Annotated in this window: 13 protein-coding genes; 7 read left to right on the top strand and 6 right to left on the bottom strand. The window is 68.7% G+C overall.

Annotated features, from left to right (window positions below):
* The first annotated feature begins 55 nt into the window (after window positions 1–55).
* Together ACWGE0_RS05455 and ACWGE0_RS05450 are read left to right on the top strand one after the other, a co-directional pair.
* Complete coding sequence (locus ACWGE0_RS05455) at window positions 56–886, top strand: patatin-like phospholipase family protein (RefSeq protein ID WP_452259687.1); 831 nt, start codon at window positions 56–58, stop codon at window positions 884–886.
* Between the two features lie 115 nt (window positions 887–1,001).
* Complete coding sequence (locus ACWGE0_RS05450) at window positions 1,002–2,696, top strand: glycosyl hydrolase family 8 (RefSeq protein ID WP_452259686.1); 1,695 nt, start codon at window positions 1,002–1,004, stop codon at window positions 2,694–2,696.
* A 79-nt stretch (window positions 2,697–2,775) separates the two neighbouring features.
* Here the strand turns inward: ACWGE0_RS05450 and ACWGE0_RS05445 are convergent, their stop codons facing one another.
* From ACWGE0_RS05445 to ACWGE0_RS05425, 5 genes are read right to left on the bottom strand one after another with little or no spacing between them, the layout of a single operon-like run.
* On the bottom strand, window positions 2,776–3,117 hold the full coding sequence (locus ACWGE0_RS05445; RefSeq protein WP_452259685.1) for a hypothetical protein: 342 nt from the start codon (window positions 3,115–3,117) through the stop codon (window positions 2,776–2,778).
* A complete protein-coding gene (locus tag ACWGE0_RS05440; protein ID WP_452259684.1) occupies window positions 3,114–3,719 on the bottom strand; it encodes a toll/interleukin-1 receptor domain-containing protein in 606 nt (201 codons plus the stop codon). Before ACWGE0_RS05440 ends, ACWGE0_RS05445 begins: the two co-directional genes overlap by 4 nt.
* Entirely contained in the window at window positions 3,701–4,180 is a 480-nt protein-coding gene (locus ACWGE0_RS05435) for a nucleotide exchange factor GrpE (RefSeq protein WP_452259683.1), read from the bottom strand. Before ACWGE0_RS05435 ends, ACWGE0_RS05440 begins: the two co-directional genes overlap by 19 nt.
* A complete protein-coding gene (locus ACWGE0_RS05430; RefSeq protein ID WP_452259682.1) occupies window positions 4,181–5,335 on the bottom strand; it encodes a J domain-containing protein in 1,155 nt (384 codons plus the stop codon).
* 2 nt (window positions 5,336–5,337) lie between these two features.
* Complete coding sequence (locus ACWGE0_RS05425; protein WP_452259681.1) at window positions 5,338–6,855, bottom strand: Hsp70 family protein; 1,518 nt, start codon at window positions 6,853–6,855, stop codon at window positions 5,338–5,340.
* 222 nt (window positions 6,856–7,077) lie between these two features.
* On the opposite strand from ACWGE0_RS05425, the gene ACWGE0_RS05420 reads away from it, so the two are divergent.
* On the top strand, window positions 7,078–8,382 hold the full coding sequence (locus ACWGE0_RS05420) for a serine hydrolase domain-containing protein (RefSeq protein ID WP_452259680.1): 1,305 nt from the start codon (window positions 7,078–7,080) through the stop codon (window positions 8,380–8,382).
* A 7-nt stretch (window positions 8,383–8,389) separates the two neighbouring features.
* Window positions 8,390–9,085, top strand: coding sequence for a MerR family transcriptional regulator (locus ACWGE0_RS05415; protein ID WP_452259679.1), 696 nt, complete (start codon window positions 8,390–8,392; stop codon window positions 9,083–9,085).
* A 227-nt stretch (window positions 9,086–9,312) separates the two neighbouring features.
* Here ACWGE0_RS05415 and ACWGE0_RS05410 read toward each other — a convergent pair whose 3' ends face one another.
* The gene (locus ACWGE0_RS05410) at window positions 9,313–10,383 is read right to left on the bottom strand and encodes a class I SAM-dependent methyltransferase (RefSeq protein ID WP_452259678.1); all 1,071 of its coding nucleotides are present in this window, start codon (window positions 10,381–10,383) and stop codon (window positions 9,313–9,315) included.
* Between the two features lie 81 nt (window positions 10,384–10,464).
* Between ACWGE0_RS05410 and ACWGE0_RS05405 the strand changes: the two genes are divergently transcribed.
* The 3 genes from ACWGE0_RS05405 (at window position 10,465) to ACWGE0_RS05395 (ending at window position 15,540) form a co-directional block, all read left to right on the top strand.
* Window positions 10,465–11,325 (top strand): DUF5829 family protein, encoded by an 861-nt coding sequence (locus ACWGE0_RS05405; protein WP_452259677.1) that lies wholly within the window; start codon window positions 10,465–10,467, stop codon window positions 11,323–11,325.
* A 299-nt stretch (window positions 11,326–11,624) separates the two neighbouring features.
* Complete coding sequence (locus ACWGE0_RS05400; protein ID WP_452259676.1) at window positions 11,625–14,480, top strand: LuxR C-terminal-related transcriptional regulator; 2,856 nt, start codon at window positions 11,625–11,627, stop codon at window positions 14,478–14,480.
* A gap of 40 nt (window positions 14,481–14,520) precedes the next feature.
* Complete coding sequence (locus ACWGE0_RS05395) at window positions 14,521–15,540, top strand: alpha/beta fold hydrolase (protein ID WP_452259675.1); 1,020 nt, start codon at window positions 14,521–14,523, stop codon at window positions 15,538–15,540.
* Window positions 15,541–15,552 lie beyond the last annotated feature (12 nt).

Raw genomic sequence — 15,552 nt, 5'->3', positions numbered from 1 at the left:
GTTACCAAGCCTGACCATGGACCAAGAACTCGTCTCACTCCATAGGATGGCCTTTGTGACCGGAAAACGCGCGTTGGTCCTCGGCGGTGGTGGTGTCACCGGAATCGCTTGGGAGACAGGGATTCTGCACGGACTCGCTGAACACGGCGCCGATCTGTCGGACGCGGACCTGTTCGTCGGGACGTCTGCTGGGTCCGTGGTGGCCACGCAGTTGGCGGGCGGTGTGCCGCTGACTGACCTCTACGCGGGTCAGCTGTTGCCACCCGATGGAGAGATCCCGGCGCGGCTGACCCCGTGGATGGTGATGAGGTACGTGCTCTCCTACGCGATGCCGGGGACCCCGGCGTCGAAGCGGGCCCGGCTGGGGCGCGCGGCGTTGAAGGCCCGCACACCGTCCGAATCGGAGCGGCTCGCGGTCTTCACCTCCCGACTGTCCACTCGGGACTGGCCGGAGCGGGCGCTGAAGGTGACCGCCGTGGACACCGCGGACGGGAAGTTCGTGGCGTTCGACCGGGACAGCGGGGTGCCACTGGTGAGCGCCGTGGCATCGAGTTGCGCGGTGCCGCTGGTGTGGCCGCCCGTGACGATCGACGGCCACCGGTACATGGACGGCGGCATGCGGTCGGTGGCCAACGTCGACCTCGCCGCCGGGTACTCGCGGGTCGTGGTGGTGGCTCCGCTGACCCGGTCGGCGAACCTGGCGGCGACTCCGCAGGCGCAGGCCGCGAAACTCGGCGTGCCGTCGATCGTGGTGAGCCCGGACAAGACCGCGCTGGCCGCGATCGGGACGAACCTGCTGGACCCGGCCCGCCGCAAGCCGGCCGCCGAAGCGGGGTACGTCCAGGCCGCCTCGGTGGCGGAAGCTGTTCGCCAGGTCTGGAACTGATCACTGTCCGAACGCGCAACAACTGGTCGGTACCTCTTGTCCAGGGGCTCTGACCTGCATAGCGTCGCCCACCACTCGCATTGACAGCTTTGTTAACTAATTGCTGGAGGCGGCCGTGGGCGGCAGAACGACGGCATTGGGGGCGGCCGGGCTCGTGCTCGGTCTCCTCGTGGCAGGGGTGACCAGTGCATCGGCGGCGGATCCACTGGTCTCCCGCGGCAAGGCGGTCACGGCCTCCTCGACCGAGGGACCCGGGTTCGAGGCGGCCAAGGCGGTCGACGGCAGCACGTCGACCCGCTGGGCCTCGGTGGAGGGCCACGACCCGGAGTGGCTCCGGGTCGATCTCGGTTCGGCGCACGCGATCAGCCGGGTCAAGCTGACCTGGGAGGCCGCGTACGCCAAGTCGTACCGCGTGCAGACCTCTCCCGACGGTTCGACGTGGACCGACGTGTTCTCGACCAGCACCGGTGACGGTGGCACCGACGACCTGACCCTGTCCGGTTCGGGCCGTTATGTGCGCGTCTACGGCACGGCTCGCGGCACGGCGTACGGCTACTCGTTGTGGGAGTTCGAGGTCTACGGCCTGGACGGCGGTACCAACCCGCCGACGACCACGACCCCGCCGACCACGACCACCACACCGCCGCCCTCCGGTCTCGGCTATCCGTTCGGCAGCAGGCAGACCCCGTACGCGGCGGGCATCCTGCGGCCGTCCGGCAGCACGTCCACTTTGGACGCGAAGATTGTCGATTACTACCAGAAGTGGAAGGCCGCGTTCGTCAAGCAGAACTGCGGCAACGGCTGGTACCAGATCATCTCGCCGGACGCGGAGTTCCCGTACGTGGCCGAGGCGCAGGGCTACGGCATGGTGATCACCGCGACGATGGCGGGCGCCGACCCGGACGCGAAGAAGATCTTCGACGGCCTGCTGAAGTACAAGCTCGCGCACCCGTCGGTCAACAACCCCGACCTGCTGGCCGCCGAGCAGGACCCCGCCTGCAAGAGCGTCAACGGCAGCGACAGCGCGACCGACGGCGACATGGACACCGCCTACGGCCTGCTGCTCGCCGACAAGCAGTGGGGCAGCACCGGCACCTACAACTACAAGCAGCTCGCGGTGAAGAACGTCAACGCGATCAAGAACAGCCTGATCAACCCGAACACGAACCTGCTGCTGATGGGCGACTGGTCCGGCCCGGACAACAGCAGGCAGTACTACGGCTCCAGGTCGTCCGACTGGATGGCCGACCACTTCCGCGCGTTCCGCAAGGCGACCGGCGACTCGGCCTGGGACACGATCCGCAGCAAGCACCAGGACCTGATCGCCTCGCTGCAGTCGAAGTACGCGGCGAGCACCGGCCTGCTGCCGGACTTCGTGCAGGACACCAACTCCACGGCCAAACCCGCCGTGGGGGAGATGCTCGAAGAGGCCGCCACCGACGGCAAGTACTGGTACAACGCCTGCCGCGACCCGTGGCGCATCGGCGCGGACGCGGCACTGACCGGTGACGCGAAGTCGCTGGCGGCGGCGCGCAAGCTGAACACGTGGATCAAGGGCAAGACCGGCGGCGACCCGAGCAAGATCGCAGTCGGCTACCAGCTCAACGGCACGCAGATCAACAGCGGCAGCGACTCGGCGTTCGTCGCGCCGTTCGCGGTGGCGGCCACGACGGATCCGGGCAGCCAGGCCTGGCTGGACGCGTTGTGGAACAAGATGGTCAGCACGCCGATCGCCACGGACACGTACTTCGGTGCGAGCATCCAGCTCCAGGTGATGATCACGGTGTCCGGCAACCACTGGATCCCGTGACCTGAGGTGCGTCGTGAGTGACGGGTTCTGTCCCGGGGCTGGTCCCGCTCCGGGGCAGAACCCCTGTCACCAACTCCGTTCACAACTTCTGGCGGAACCACCGGCGGATCAGTCCGATGGTGATGCCGAGCATGAGCAGGTAGGCGAAGGCCCTGATCCCATCACCGTTCACGTCGCGGCCGCCGGTGTACGCCGAAGCCCCGTAGATGAAGAAGGCTATGTCGGCGACGAGCATCACGACGATGGCCCAGCCGGTCCACGTGCGGTATTTCGCGTTGATGTGGGTGCTGTTGTCGACGGTCATGTGGCCGGGGCCCTGATTGATGTTCATCGGACCGTTGCCCTGCTGGTTGAAGATGTTGCTGCCGCCGGACGCGCTGTTGTGAGCGTTGCGTCCGAAAGGATCATTCGGGGAGTTCATCCGCCACCTCCTCCCCGGACGTCCATCCGGCCGGTGCCCTGGTTGACGTTCATCGGGCCGTTGCTGGAGAAGACGGTTCCGCCGTGGGACGCGGTGTTGTTGATCTGCATCTCCGCCTGTCCGTGATCAGCTGGCGTGTCCCGCCCGCCCTCACCCTCCAACTCCGCGATCAGCCCGCGGACGTCGGACTCGAAGGTCCGGTGCCGCACCTGCCAGTACATGGAGAGGCTGAGCAGCGCGATGTCGGCCGGGAGCAGGGCGCGGTCGGGCAACGGGGTGTCGTCCAGCAACACCGGCACCACCTGCATGTCTCGCTTGAACGCCATCCGCAGTTCCGTGCGCACCCAGTCGCGCTCGTCGTCCAGACATCGCACGCCGTTCTTGTTCTTGATGGACAGCCACGACGGCCCGATCACGGCGAGCACCACGTCCGCGCGTTCCAGCTCGCGCCGGATCCTCCGCGGGTACACAGCGCCCAACGGCAACGAGTCCCGGTCGCGGAACACGTTCTCCGTGCCGTACTGCTGGGCGAGCAGACCGAAGATCGCCGCAGTCGCGTGCACGCTGTCCTTGATCCGGTAGCTCAGGAAGATCCGGCGCACGGTTCACCTCCCTCGACGGACGTGAGCCGGCCGACCTCGACCTCGGCCGCGCGCAACACCTTGTCGCCGTGCAGGTAACCGCCACGCACCTCGCGCAGCACCACGCCGTCGTGCTCGGCGCTGTTCACTTCGGCGACGCGCACCGCCTGGTGCAGGCTCGGCTCGAACGGCGTGCCGACGCAGTTCATCCGGTTGATGCCCTGCCGCGCGAGCAGCTCCTCCAGCTCGTTCGAGATCGAGTCCACGTCACCGCACTGCGGCGCTGTCTCGATCCGATCTAGCACGAGGATCACTTGGCGCAGTACGGGTTCGAGGATCTGCCGGGCCCGGTCGTCGCCCGCCTGGTCGAGCTGCCGGCACAGCTCGTCGTACATCTGCTTCTGCAGCCGGTCGTTGAGCAGCCTGCGCTGGAACAGATCGCGCAGCTCGGCGAGTTCCTGCTCGACTGTGCCCGCGTCCATTCAGCGCCCCTTCCGCTCGACGCGGCCGAGTGCGGTGGCCGCCTTGAGCCGGTGCTTCCACATGGGCTTGTAGCGCAGGACGTAGAACAAGCCGCCGATGAGCACCATCATCAGGAAGCCCATGAACACGCTGCCGGGACTGCCGGAGCCCATCCCTCCGAGGAACGGGAAAATGCCGAAGATCAGCAGGGCCAGGAACCACTTGTGCCAGTTGACCCAGTCCCACGTCGGCTTGCGTGCCTCATTGGCCATCTCACGGAGTTCCCCGACCAGTGTCGCGATGTCGGGGTCGCCGGTCTTGAGGTTCGCGATGCTGTCTGCACGCTTCGCGACCAGCGACGCCTGCTCCTCGGACAGGACGTAGAAGCCGCCTTCATTGATCATCTGGCCGTACGCCACGAACGGCCCGAGCTTGCCCAGATGGTCCATCAGCTCGTCGTGCAGTGCGATGGCGAGGTAGTAGCGGAAGGCCGGGTTGTCCGGGTTCTCGCGCACCACCGACTGCATGATCTCCAGCGCCTTGCCGCCCATGTCGTTCTGCAGGAACACCTGGGCGATCGACGTCCGGTACTCGGGGTTGCCAGGATCGAGCCGCAGCGCCTCCTCGTACTTGCGCATCGCCTGCTGCCAGTTGCCCATCGCGGCGTAGGCCTCACCGAGCCCGTAGTGGTACAGCGAGTTCTGCGGGGACAGCCGGATCGCCTCGGAGAACTCGTACTCGGCGTCGCCGGCGTTGCCCATGAGGAACGACGAGTGCGCCCGCAAGAACCAGGCGGCGTCGTCGTTGCCCCGCAGGTTGATCGCCTCGCGGGCGGCGTAGTTGGCGGCGTTCGGGTTGTCCTGGTCGAGATAGGCGCGGGCGCGGTCGAGCCAGTCGATACCGTTGCCGCCCGCGGCCGGCCCCGCAGGTGGCCGGTAGTCGGCCAGTTCGCGGTCGAACGCCGCCCGTGCGCTCACGTCGAGCAGCACCTTCTCCGCGCGGTCGATGTCGCGGACGCGGGCCTCGGCCTCGGTTCGGCGGTCGGGATCAGCGCTGCCCTGCCGTTTGATCCACTGCCTGCGCTGCTTGGTGATGGCCTTGCGGATCTCGTCGGTCTCCGCGGTCTGGCCGACCTGGAGCACCTCGTAGAGGTTGACGAACTGGAAGGTGGTCATGGTCAGCTCACTTCCAACGTGCGGATCTTGCCGGTTGCCAGGTCCTTCTCCGCACTGTCCATGCTGGACACGTCGTGGACCTCGAACGTGCCGAGAGAACGATTCGTGGTGAGGTCGGCGACCTCGATGAAGACCGTCTGGTCGATGTCGTAGGCGAACGTCACGTCGACCGGTGCGCCCGCCGGATATGCGGGTATCGGCAGGACCTGCTCGCCGATCACCTTCACGAACGACGGATCTGCGTCATCTCCCTGGGTCACCGAGACCCTGATCTCCGTCTGGTTGTCCGAGACGGTGCGGAACGAGTCCGTGTGCTTGGCCGGAATTCTGGTGTTGGGCGCGATGATGACGGCGTTCTCCATGCCCCCGCCGTCCGCGCGGGCCAGGATGCCGAGTCCCTGCGACGTCACGTCCCTGATGGTGATGGCGGGCAGGGCCGACTTCGCGCCGGTGCGCTCCACCTCGACGATGTGGGCCTGCACGGCGGCACCGAGTGCGACGACCTCGTCCGGGTTAAATGCCCGTTCAGGCTTCTTGCCGGAGAACGACTCCATCATCTCGTGCACCATGGGCATGCGGGTCGACCCGCCGGCCAGGAGGACGGTGTCCACATCGGACCAGGACAGGTTCGCGTCCTCCAGCACGATCGCGGTCAGGTCCCGCGTGCGGCTGAGCAGGCTGGACGTGGCCTCCTCGAACTCCTCGCGCGTCACGTCGACCGTCCTGGTCACCCCGCCCGCGCTGAGCACTACCTTGGTCTTCTGGATGGTGGTCAGCGCACGTTTGGCGATCTCTGACTTCTCCCGCAGGTCGGCCTCTGAGTGGTCGTCGTCGAGCAGGTCAGGTCCGCCGTGCTCCTGGAACCGGGCGTTGAGCAGGTTCATGAGCGCGTTGTCCCAGTCGAAGCCGCCGAGGTTGCGGTCACCGTTCGTGGCGATGGTGGCGAACTCGCGGTTCTTGATCCGCATGACCGTCACGTCGAACGTGCCGCCGCCGAGGTCGTATACGAGCACCGTGCCCGCATCGGCCGTGTCCAGGCCGTACGCGAGTGCGGCGGCCGTGGGCTCGTTCAGCACTCGGTGCACGGTGAGCCCGGCGATCGCGCCCGCGTCCTTGGTCGCCCGCCGTGCGCCGTCGTCGAAGTACGCCGGCACCGTGATCACCGCCTGGTCGACGGGGCCGCCGAGGTGCAGCTCGGCGTCCTCCTTGAGCCGTTTGATGATCAGCGCGGAGATTTCCTCCGGGCGGAACGTGACGCCGTCGCTCGTCTCGAAACGCCACGTCGCATCACCCATGGCGCGCTTGACAAATTGCACGGTGTCGAGCGGCGCCATTGCTGCCGACCGCTTCGCCATGGTGCCGACGAGTGTTGTGTCGGATTGGAACAGAACCACGGAGGGCGTGATGTTCTCACCCTCTCGGTTCGGGATTATCTCCGGTCTTCCCAGCTCACCCATCACGGCGACGGCCGAGAAGGTGGTGCCCAGGTCGATGCCGATCAGGTGTCCCAACCTAGGCACCCCTTTCCTTCTACATTTCCCGCAGTGGCTCGCATTGCATTTCCTGATGGGTCGTTGCGATTCTGCGCACTACATCGTGACGTGCGATCGGGGTGTTAACGGAAATTCTGGACAAATAGTGGACATTTGATGTGGGAGTGGGCAGAAGGGTGATCGTGGTTCAGATCGCCGCGGTCTCGGGGGTTGACCTTGACCTAAGGGCAAGGTTGGAGAGTTCTCGGCATGGACAACGACTTCATCGCAGAGACCGCCACCCGCTTCGACATCCCCGGCGCCGCCGTCGGCGTCTTCCACGACGGGCAGGAGCACTTCTTCAGCCACGGCGTGACGAGCGTCGAGAACCCGTTGCCGGTCAACGAGGACACGCTCTTCCTGCTCGGCTCGGTCACGAAGACCTTCACCGCCACCGCGATCATGCGGCTGGTTTCGGACGGCAGGGTCTCGCTGGACGCGCCGGTGCGCACGTACGTGCCGGAGCTGAAGCTGCTGGACGATCGCGAGTTCACCGTCCGGCAGCTGCTCAACCACACGTCCGGGCTCGACTGGGGCACCCTGGTGGACACCGGCGAGGGCGACGACGCGCTGGCCAGGCACGTCGCCGAGCTCGCCTCGCTGACGTTGATCGCGCCGGTCGGGGAACGTCCTTCCTACAGCCAGTCCGGCTTCAACCTGGCCGGGCGGATCATCGAGAACGTCACCGGGCAGACCTACGAGCAGGCGATGACGGCGCTGCTGCTGGAGCCGCTCGGGCTGGGCAACACGCACTTCGACCGGGACGCGGTGATGACGCGCCGGTTCGCCGCCGGGCACGAGAAGGGCCAGATCGCCCGGCCGTGGCGGCACTGGCGCGCCAACAACCCCGGCGGCGGTATCGCGGCTTCGGCGTCGGATCTCCTGGCGTGGGCCCGTTTTCACCTCGGTGACGGTGACGGGATCGATCTGGCGGAGATGCGGAGGTCGACGGCGTTCCTGCGCGGCTCCAACCTCGGTGACGCCATCGGGGTCGGCTGGTTCCTGCGCGAGATCGAAGGCGTGGAGGCGATCGGGCACGGAGGTTCGTCCAACGGGCAGTTCGCCGAGCTGCTGATCGTGCCGTCGCGGAACTTCGCGGTCGTGTCGATCGCGAACCAGGGGCCGGACGGGATTCCGTTCAACCAGGCGATGGTCCGTCGCGCCTTGGAGCACTACATCGGCGTGCTCGACCGGGACCCGGAGCCGTTGCCGTACAACGCTGTCGCGGCGCAGGAGGTCGCGGGCGGCTACGACAACGACGCGATGGTGATGACCATCGACGACACCGGTTCCGGGCTGGTGCTGGAGGTGCTGATCCGGCCGGAGATCCGGGAGTCCGCGGAGATGGAGCTGCCGGCCGACCACGCGCCGTTCCCGATGGGGCTGCTGCCGCGTGACGAGTACGTGATCACGGAAGGCGCGTTCACCGGGCAGCGCGGGTTCTTCACGCGCGACGCGGAGGGCGTGATCATCGGGGTCGATCTCGCCGGTCGGATGTTCAGCCGGGTGGGATGATTGCGGCATGATCACGATCGGTCAGCTCGCCCGGTACGCGGGCGTGACGATCAAAGCGGTGCGGCACTACCACAAGGTGGGGCTGCTGGAGGAACCCGCGCGTGACGCCTCCGGCTACCGCCGCTATTCCGCGCAGGACGCGATCGACCTGGTCAAGATCCGCACGCTCGCCGAGGCCGGGGTGCCGCTCGCCCGCGTGCAGGAACTGCTCGTGGCGGGCGAGGAGGAGTTCGCCTCGTCGATCACCGAGATCGACGAGGCGCTGCGCCGGCGGGAAGAGGAGATCCGGCTCGCCCGCGAACGGGTCGTGCGTCTGCGGGCGGGCAACGCGTTGTTCTTGTCCGCCGAGGCCGCCGCGTTGCTCGACCAGCTCAGGGAAATCGGTGTGAGCGAGCGGGGTGTGCGGATGGAACGCGAGGTCTGGGTGCTGATGCAGGCCGTCGCGCCGGACGACGCGGCGGTGTGGCTCGCGGACAAGACCGAGTCGCTCGCCGATCCCGAGTTCCGGCAGATCTACCTGGACTACGACGAGGCTTTCGGCTGGTCGCCGGACGACCCGCGGCTGCCCGCGCTGGCGAGGCGGGCGGCCGCGTGGATGTCGTCCCGGCCGGAGATGCCGGTGGCGGATCAGGAGATCGCCGCGCTGGCGATGTCCGCGGCCGGAGCGTCGTCGCCGGCGTGGAACCGGATGGCCGGACTCTAGTGTCCTGAGTCGCAAGTTCGCTGCCAGTCATCCCGTCTGGCTGGGTGGCGTCTGCAAGTACCGCCAACTCTTGATCAAATCGCCTGTAACTACACCCAACAAGCAGGTCCGCGGTCCGTGACCGCCGGAGCAGACAGGTCGGTTGGGTGTAGTTACACGCCCGATGATCTTAAGTTGGTGGTACTTGCACACGCCACAAGCTGACCGTGAACCAGCGACTCAGGACACTAGAACAGGGTGCGCAGGAAGGCCGGGCCGCCTTCCTCCGCGTTGAGTCCTTTCTCGACGAACGCGATGTTGTGGTGGAACGAGATTCCGCTGATGTTGCGCTCCAGGTAGGAACCCTCGCCGCGCGGATCGCCCACCTCCGCGCGGTTCAGCCCGTCCACAAAGGACTTGAGCATGCCCATCGACGTGCCCTGGCCCGCCTCGGGGTGACCGCCCCAGTTCGGCCAGTACGCGGTCTGCAGGTCCTCGACCACGTAGAGACCGCCCGCGCGGACGTGCGGGAACAGCGCGTGGAACGAGATCCGCACGTGCTTGTTGAGGTGGCTGCCGTCGTCGATGATCACGTCGAACGGGCCGAGCTCCCTGCCCAGCCGGTCGAGGAACTCGGCGTCGGACTGGTCGCCCTGGATCGTCATCATCCGCGGGCCCGTGACGTTCTTGGCCGTGGTGTCGAGGCCGTGCACCAGCCCGCGCCGGAAGAACCGCTGCCACATCCGCAGCGAACCGCCGCCGCGGTCGGGGTCGCCGTAGCCGCCGATGCCGATCTCGAGCACCCGCACGGGTTCGGTGCGCAGCCGGGCGAAGTGGCGTTCGTAGTGCTGCGTGTACCAGTGCAGGTCGCCCCACTTGTCCGAACCGAACGCCACGGCGAGCGAACCGAGGTCCTCGCGGCCGGGCCTGAGCGCGGACAGCACCTCGCCGACCGCCGGCCCGATGCCGGTGCGGGCGCGGAACCACCCGCCGGGGTTGGCGGGATCCACTTCGCCTCGGGGCGTCTGAACCGCAAGACTCGGCCACGGCCGTTCGTCGGTGCCGTAGAGACCTCGCACGGCGTCCGCGAGGTCAAGCGCGATCACGACCTCCGCACCGGTCGTGAGATGGCTCGTGATCTTGCCGTCGAACCGCAGGTCGAGCCGGACGTCCGCCTTGACGGGTTTGATCTCGTCGGCAACGGCCCGCGCGACCGCTTCGGGCGTGAGCCGGCGAATCGTCTCGTCCAGCAGATCGCGCCCGGCCGTGGCGGCCTGCAGCAGCGGAGCGAGAACGGCCCACCGTTCGGTGTCGAACACAGAGTCCCCTTGTCTGACTTGAGTCCGGCTTGAGTGCCCCGGTCATACGATCCCAGCATGGGGATCCGACGAGTGTCATGCATGATCTTGGCCGTCCTGCTGGTTCTGGCCGCCGTGGGACCGGCGCAGGCAGGAGAGCGTCAGTTGTTGTTCTACAACCACGCTTGGGGAACGTTCGACCGCGCCACCGCCGACGCGGTCGAGCACTCCGCCTACCTCAAGAAGTTCGCTGACTTCGAGGTCCGCACCACCACCGGCGCCGACGGCAGGGTGTGGACAGGCCGCTACCTACGCGGCCGCGAGACCTACCTGGAGGTCTTCGGCATCGGCGACATCCCTGGCAAGGACGGCGAACTGGGCGCCGCCGGCCTCGGCCTCTCGACCGAACGCGACGGCGACCTCGACACGCTGAAGACCAGGCTGCGCGCCGCGGGCCAGAAGCCGATCGACTTCCTGCAGACCCGCGACTTCGGCGACGGCAAGCCGGTGCCGTGGTTCGACTCGGTGTTCCTGATCGAGCAGTACGACAGGTTCGGCGCCTGGGCCATGGAGTACCGAGACGAGTACCTGAACGACGCGCGCAGCAAGGTGGCCCCCGCCCGCTTCCCCGGCGACGTCACCCGCGAGCGCTACCTGCCCGACACGTACCAGAACCGCCTGATGCGCGACGTCACCCTGATCCACCTCGCCGTCACCGCCGCGGACCTCACCGCCACCCTGCCGCTGCTGCGTGCCGGCGGCTTCGCGGTGGTTTCGTCGCCGGGCGGAGTGGTGGCGTCGCGTGGGGGCACGACCATGCGGTTCGACTCGGTGGCGGCGGGGCAGACCGGGCTCAAACGGGTGGAGTTCTCGCTCAACCACGCGGTGGGCCGGCATGTGGAGCGGCTCGGTACTTCCACGCTGGTGGTGGGGCCGGGCGCACGGGCGGTGTGGACGTTCTGACGTTCGCGACGGGCTAGGCGTCTGGCTGTGCATGTTCCGCGGCGGGTGCGTGCGCGCTGGTGGTTGGTCGTGGCGCGTGTGTGGTGCGGGCGTTTGGCGGTGCGCGTTCCACGGCGGGTGCGTGCGTTGGTCGCGGGCGGGGGTGTTGGCCGGTCACGTTTCGAGCGGCCGGTATCCGCGCGTGGTCGGCGGGCCTGGGTGAACGGCACGTCCGCGCTGGTCGTGGGCCTGGGCGGCGGGTGGAGGTGACTTTCTGACACTCTTGGTCCATACGGATCAACGAACGGGGTGTCGGGCTGGTGTCGCTGGTCGGGCGTGAGCGGGAACGGGAACGGCTTGCCGCCGTGGTGGTGTCCGGTGGGGCGCTGCAGATCGTCGGCGAGCCCGGCGTGGGCAAGTCGGCGCTGCTGTCCTGCCTCGACGGGCACCTGGTCGTCGGTGTCGAGGCTGAGCGGGACCTGCCGTACGCCGGGCTGCATCAGGTTCTGCACCCGTTTCTGGATCTGTCCACTTTGTCCGGGGTGCGGCGCGGTGCGTTGGAGGTCGTTTTCGGACTGTCCGAGGGAGCTGCGCCGCCCGTGCATCTGGTCGGGCTGGCCGCGCTCGAGCTGTTGAGCGCGGCCGGGTCGGTCGTGCTGGTGGACGACGCGCAGTGGCTGGACCGGGCGAGTCAGGACGTGCTGGGGTTCGTGGCGCGTCGGTTGACTGGCGCTGCGCTCGTGGTGACGGCCCGGACGGCTGTGTTCGCGGGCGTGCCCACGCTCTCGTTGGAACCGCTGACCACTCACGACGCCAACGCGTTGCTCGCCGCGGTCGCGCCCGATCTGGACGCCGAACGCCGGGCGTGGGTGCTCGGGCAGGCGGCTGGGAATCCGTTGGCGCTCACCGAACTGCCCTTCGGCGGCAACTCGCTGGAGGAGGCCTTCGCGGCGCGTGCCTCGACGCTGCCTGCCGACGTGCGGGCGGCGTTGCTCAGGGCGGCCCTCGGCGGGAGTGCGGCAGACCTGGAGCCCGCGGTCGAGGCCAGGCTGGTCGATCGGGACGGCGCGTTCCGGCATCCGTTGATCAGGTCGGCGGTGGTGCGGGCGGCGAGCGCTGCCGAACTGCGGGAAGCGCACGAAGCGCTCGCGGCCGCGACGGACCAGCCGGACCGGCGGGCGTGGCACCTCGCCGGTGCGGTGCGCGGCAGCGACGAGAAGGTGGCCCGCCTGCTGGAGCAGACGGCGGACCGCGCACTCCGGCGGGGCGGCGCGGCGGCGGCGGTGAGCGCGTTGGAACGGGCGGCGCGGTTGGGCGACGGTTGCGAACGGCCCCGGCGGCTGTTGCGGGCGGCCGAACTGGCGGCGGACGCGGGCAGCCGGGACGACGTCGAGCGGATCCTGCTGGACGTGCGCGGGCTGGACCTCACGGCGCGGGAGCGGGCGTTGGTGACCTGGCTGCCGACCGCGTTCGACGACGGCGTGGGGGAGGGCGCGGCCGGGCCGGGCGAGCTGGTCGGGCTGGCCGAGGCGGTGGTCGCCGACGGCGACGTCGAGCTGGGGATGCGGATCTTCTGGAGTGTCGCGATGCGGTGCTTCTGGGTGGAGCCGGGTGCCGCAGTCCGGGAACGGATCGCCGCGGTGGCGTGCCGGCTGCCGATCGACCCGCAGGACCCGCGGATGCTGGCGATGACGGCGTACGTGTGCCCGGTCGAGCACGGCGACGCGGTGGTGGCAGGGCTGCGGGCGATCCGGGGCGACCGGGGCGCGGCGCCGGCGGGCCCGCGTGGGGCCCAGGGTGACGGGGCGGACGTGCGGGTGGGGCTGCGTGGGGTCGGCGGTGCTGACGTGTCGGGAGGGCCGCGTGGGGGCGAGGATGGTCGGGATGCTGTGCCGCCCACGGTCCAAGGCGGTCGTGTGGACGTGTTGTCGGGGCCGCTTGAGGTCGGGGACGGTCGGAGCGCCGTGCCGCCAGCGATTCGAGGTGATCGTCAACAACCGTCGACCGGGCAACACGAGGTCGGCGGTGACGACGTGGCGGCGCCGACCGCCCTCGGCGCGACACCGTCACGTGCTGGTCGGCGCGGCGAGGTCTGTTCCGGGCCGAGCGCCGACGACCCCGCCACGTTCCGGTTGCTCGGCAGTGCGGCGCTCCAGGTTGGCGCGTTCGAGGAGTCCGTCCGGTTCTCCCTTGCCGCGCAACGGGGTCTGCGTGCCCAAGGCCAGTTCGGGCTGCTGACCCGCGCGCTGGCCGTCGAGGCCTGGAGCCGGACCCGGCTGGGCGACATCGCGGCCGCCGAACCCGCCGCCGCGGAAGCGGCCAGGCTTGCGGAGGAGACCGGGCAGCCGTACATGCGTGGGCTGGCGGCGGCGGTGCAGGCTGAGATCGCGGCGCTGCGAGGTGACTACGAGCTGGCCGCCGCAAAGGCCGGAGAAGCCGAACGGATCGGGCTCGCGGCGGGTGCGCGGCCCGTCCTCGCGACCGTGCAGTTGGCCAGAAGCCTTGCCGCGCTGGGGGAGGGCAGGTACGGCGACGCGTTCGCGGCTGTTCGCCGGGTTCACGACCCCGCGGATCCGGCCTACCAGCTGGCGTTGCGCCGGTACGTGTTGCCCGAGCTGGTTGAGGCGGCCACTCGCAGCGGCAACTCCGATGACGCAGGCAAGATCGTCGAAGGGCTCGACACCGCCACCAGTTCGCCTGCGCTGGCCAGTGGGTTGAGGTACGCGCGGGCTTTGCTGGCTGAGGACGGGCAGGCCGAGGCGTTGTTCGCGGCCGCGCTGGACAACCGGAGTTCGCCGTGGGAGCGGGCGCGGACGCAGCTGGCGTTCGGGGCTTGGTTGCGCCGGCAGCGCAAGGCGGCTCAGGCGCGGCCGCATCTCAAGGCTGCGAAAGAGGCGTTCGAGGCGTTCGGCACCAAGGACTGGGCGGAGCGGGCCGGCGAGGAGTTGCGGGCCTCGGGTGAGTCGCGCAGTGGCAACGGCGAGTTGACCGAGCACGAGTTGACCATCGCGCGGATGGCGTCGGACGGGTTGACGAACAAGGAGATCGGCGAGCGGCTGCACCTGTCGCACCGGACGGTCAGCACGCACCTGCACCGGATCTTCCCGAAGCTCGGCGTGGTGGCGCGCACCGACCTCAAGCAAGCGCTGATGACGTACGACGACACCGTCACGTGACGGGCGCGAACGCGCAGCAAGACGTCCTACGGTCGAGGTCATGATCAGCAGGCGACAGTTCTCCCAGGCGCTGGCCGTGACGGGCGTGGCGGCACCCCTCGTCGCAGCGGCAGGAGCAGGAACCGCGACAGCGCAGACCAGCCAAAAGACCGTGCAGCAGTCGGGCAAGCCCGCGTGGGGACCGATCAAGCAGGTCAGGGCCGGGGTGCTGGACGTCGGCTACGCGGAGATGGGCCCCGCGGACGGCCCCGTCACGATCCTCCTGCACGGCTGGCCGTACGACATCCACAGCTTCGTGGACGTGGCACCGGCACTCGCCGCGCAGGGCCACCGCGTGCTCATCCCGTACCTCCGCGGCTACGGCCCGACGCGGTTCCTGCACGCACACACGAAGCGCAACGGGCAGCCGGCCGCCGTCGCGAGCGACCTGATCGCCTTCATGGACGCGCTCAAGATCCAGAAAGCCACCCTCGCCGGGTTCGACTGGGGTGCGCGGACGGCGTGCGTCACCGCGGCGCTGTGGCCGGAGCGGGTCGAGGCGCTGGTGTCGGTCAGCGGATACCTGATCATCAGCCTCGCCGCCAACCGGGAACCGCTGAGCCCGCAGGCCGAACTCGGCTGGTGGTACCAGTTCTACTTCTCCACCGAGCGCGGCGAGAAGGGCTACACGCAGAACACCTACGAGTTCAACAAGCTGATCTGGAAGCTCGCCTCGCCGCAGTGGAACTTCGACGAGGCCACCTACGCCCAGAGCGCCACGGCCTGGAAGAACCCGGACCACGTCGCGATCGTCATCCACAACTACCGCTGGCGGCTCGAGCTCGCGGAGGGCGAGCACCGCTACGCCGGCCTCGAACGGAAGCTGCAGGCCAGGCCGAAGATCAGCGTTCCGACGATCACGATCGCCAGCGACTTCGACGGCCCGAACAAGAGCGGCGCAGGCTACCGCGACCGGTTCACCGGACGTTACGAGCACCGGATCCTCGACGGCATCGGCCACAACGTGCCGCAGGAGGCGCCGGAGGCGTTCACCCGCGCCGTGCTCGACGCGAGCCGCTGAACGCCTCCGGCA

This window comes from Lentzea sp. NPDC054927 (assembly GCF_053610285.1).
Note: the sequence above shows the minus strand (reverse complement) of the source record. Positions and strands in the feature narration are given on the sequence as shown.

Coding starts and splice junctions, on each gene's coding strand:
- ACWGE0_RS05445 (WP_452259685.1), bottom strand. CDS start 3,117: ATGAACTCCCCGAATGATCCTTTCGGACGCAACGCTCACAACAGCGCG.
- ACWGE0_RS05415 (WP_452259679.1), top strand. CDS start 8,390: ATGATCACGATCGGTCAGCTCGCCCGGTACGCGGGCGTGACGATCAAA.
- ACWGE0_RS05430 (WP_452259682.1), bottom strand. CDS start 5,335: ATGACCACCTTCCAGTTCGTCAACCTCTACGAGGTGCTCCAGGTCGGC.
- ACWGE0_RS05420 (WP_452259680.1), top strand. CDS start 7,078: ATGGACAACGACTTCATCGCAGAGACCGCCACCCGCTTCGACATCCCC.
- ACWGE0_RS05395 (WP_452259675.1), top strand. CDS start 14,521: ATGATCAGCAGGCGACAGTTCTCCCAGGCGCTGGCCGTGACGGGCGTG.
- ACWGE0_RS05435 (WP_452259683.1), bottom strand. CDS start 4,180: ATGGACGCGGGCACAGTCGAGCAGGAACTCGCCGAGCTGCGCGATCTG.
- ACWGE0_RS05405 (WP_452259677.1), top strand. CDS start 10,465: ATGATCTTGGCCGTCCTGCTGGTTCTGGCCGCCGTGGGACCGGCGCAG.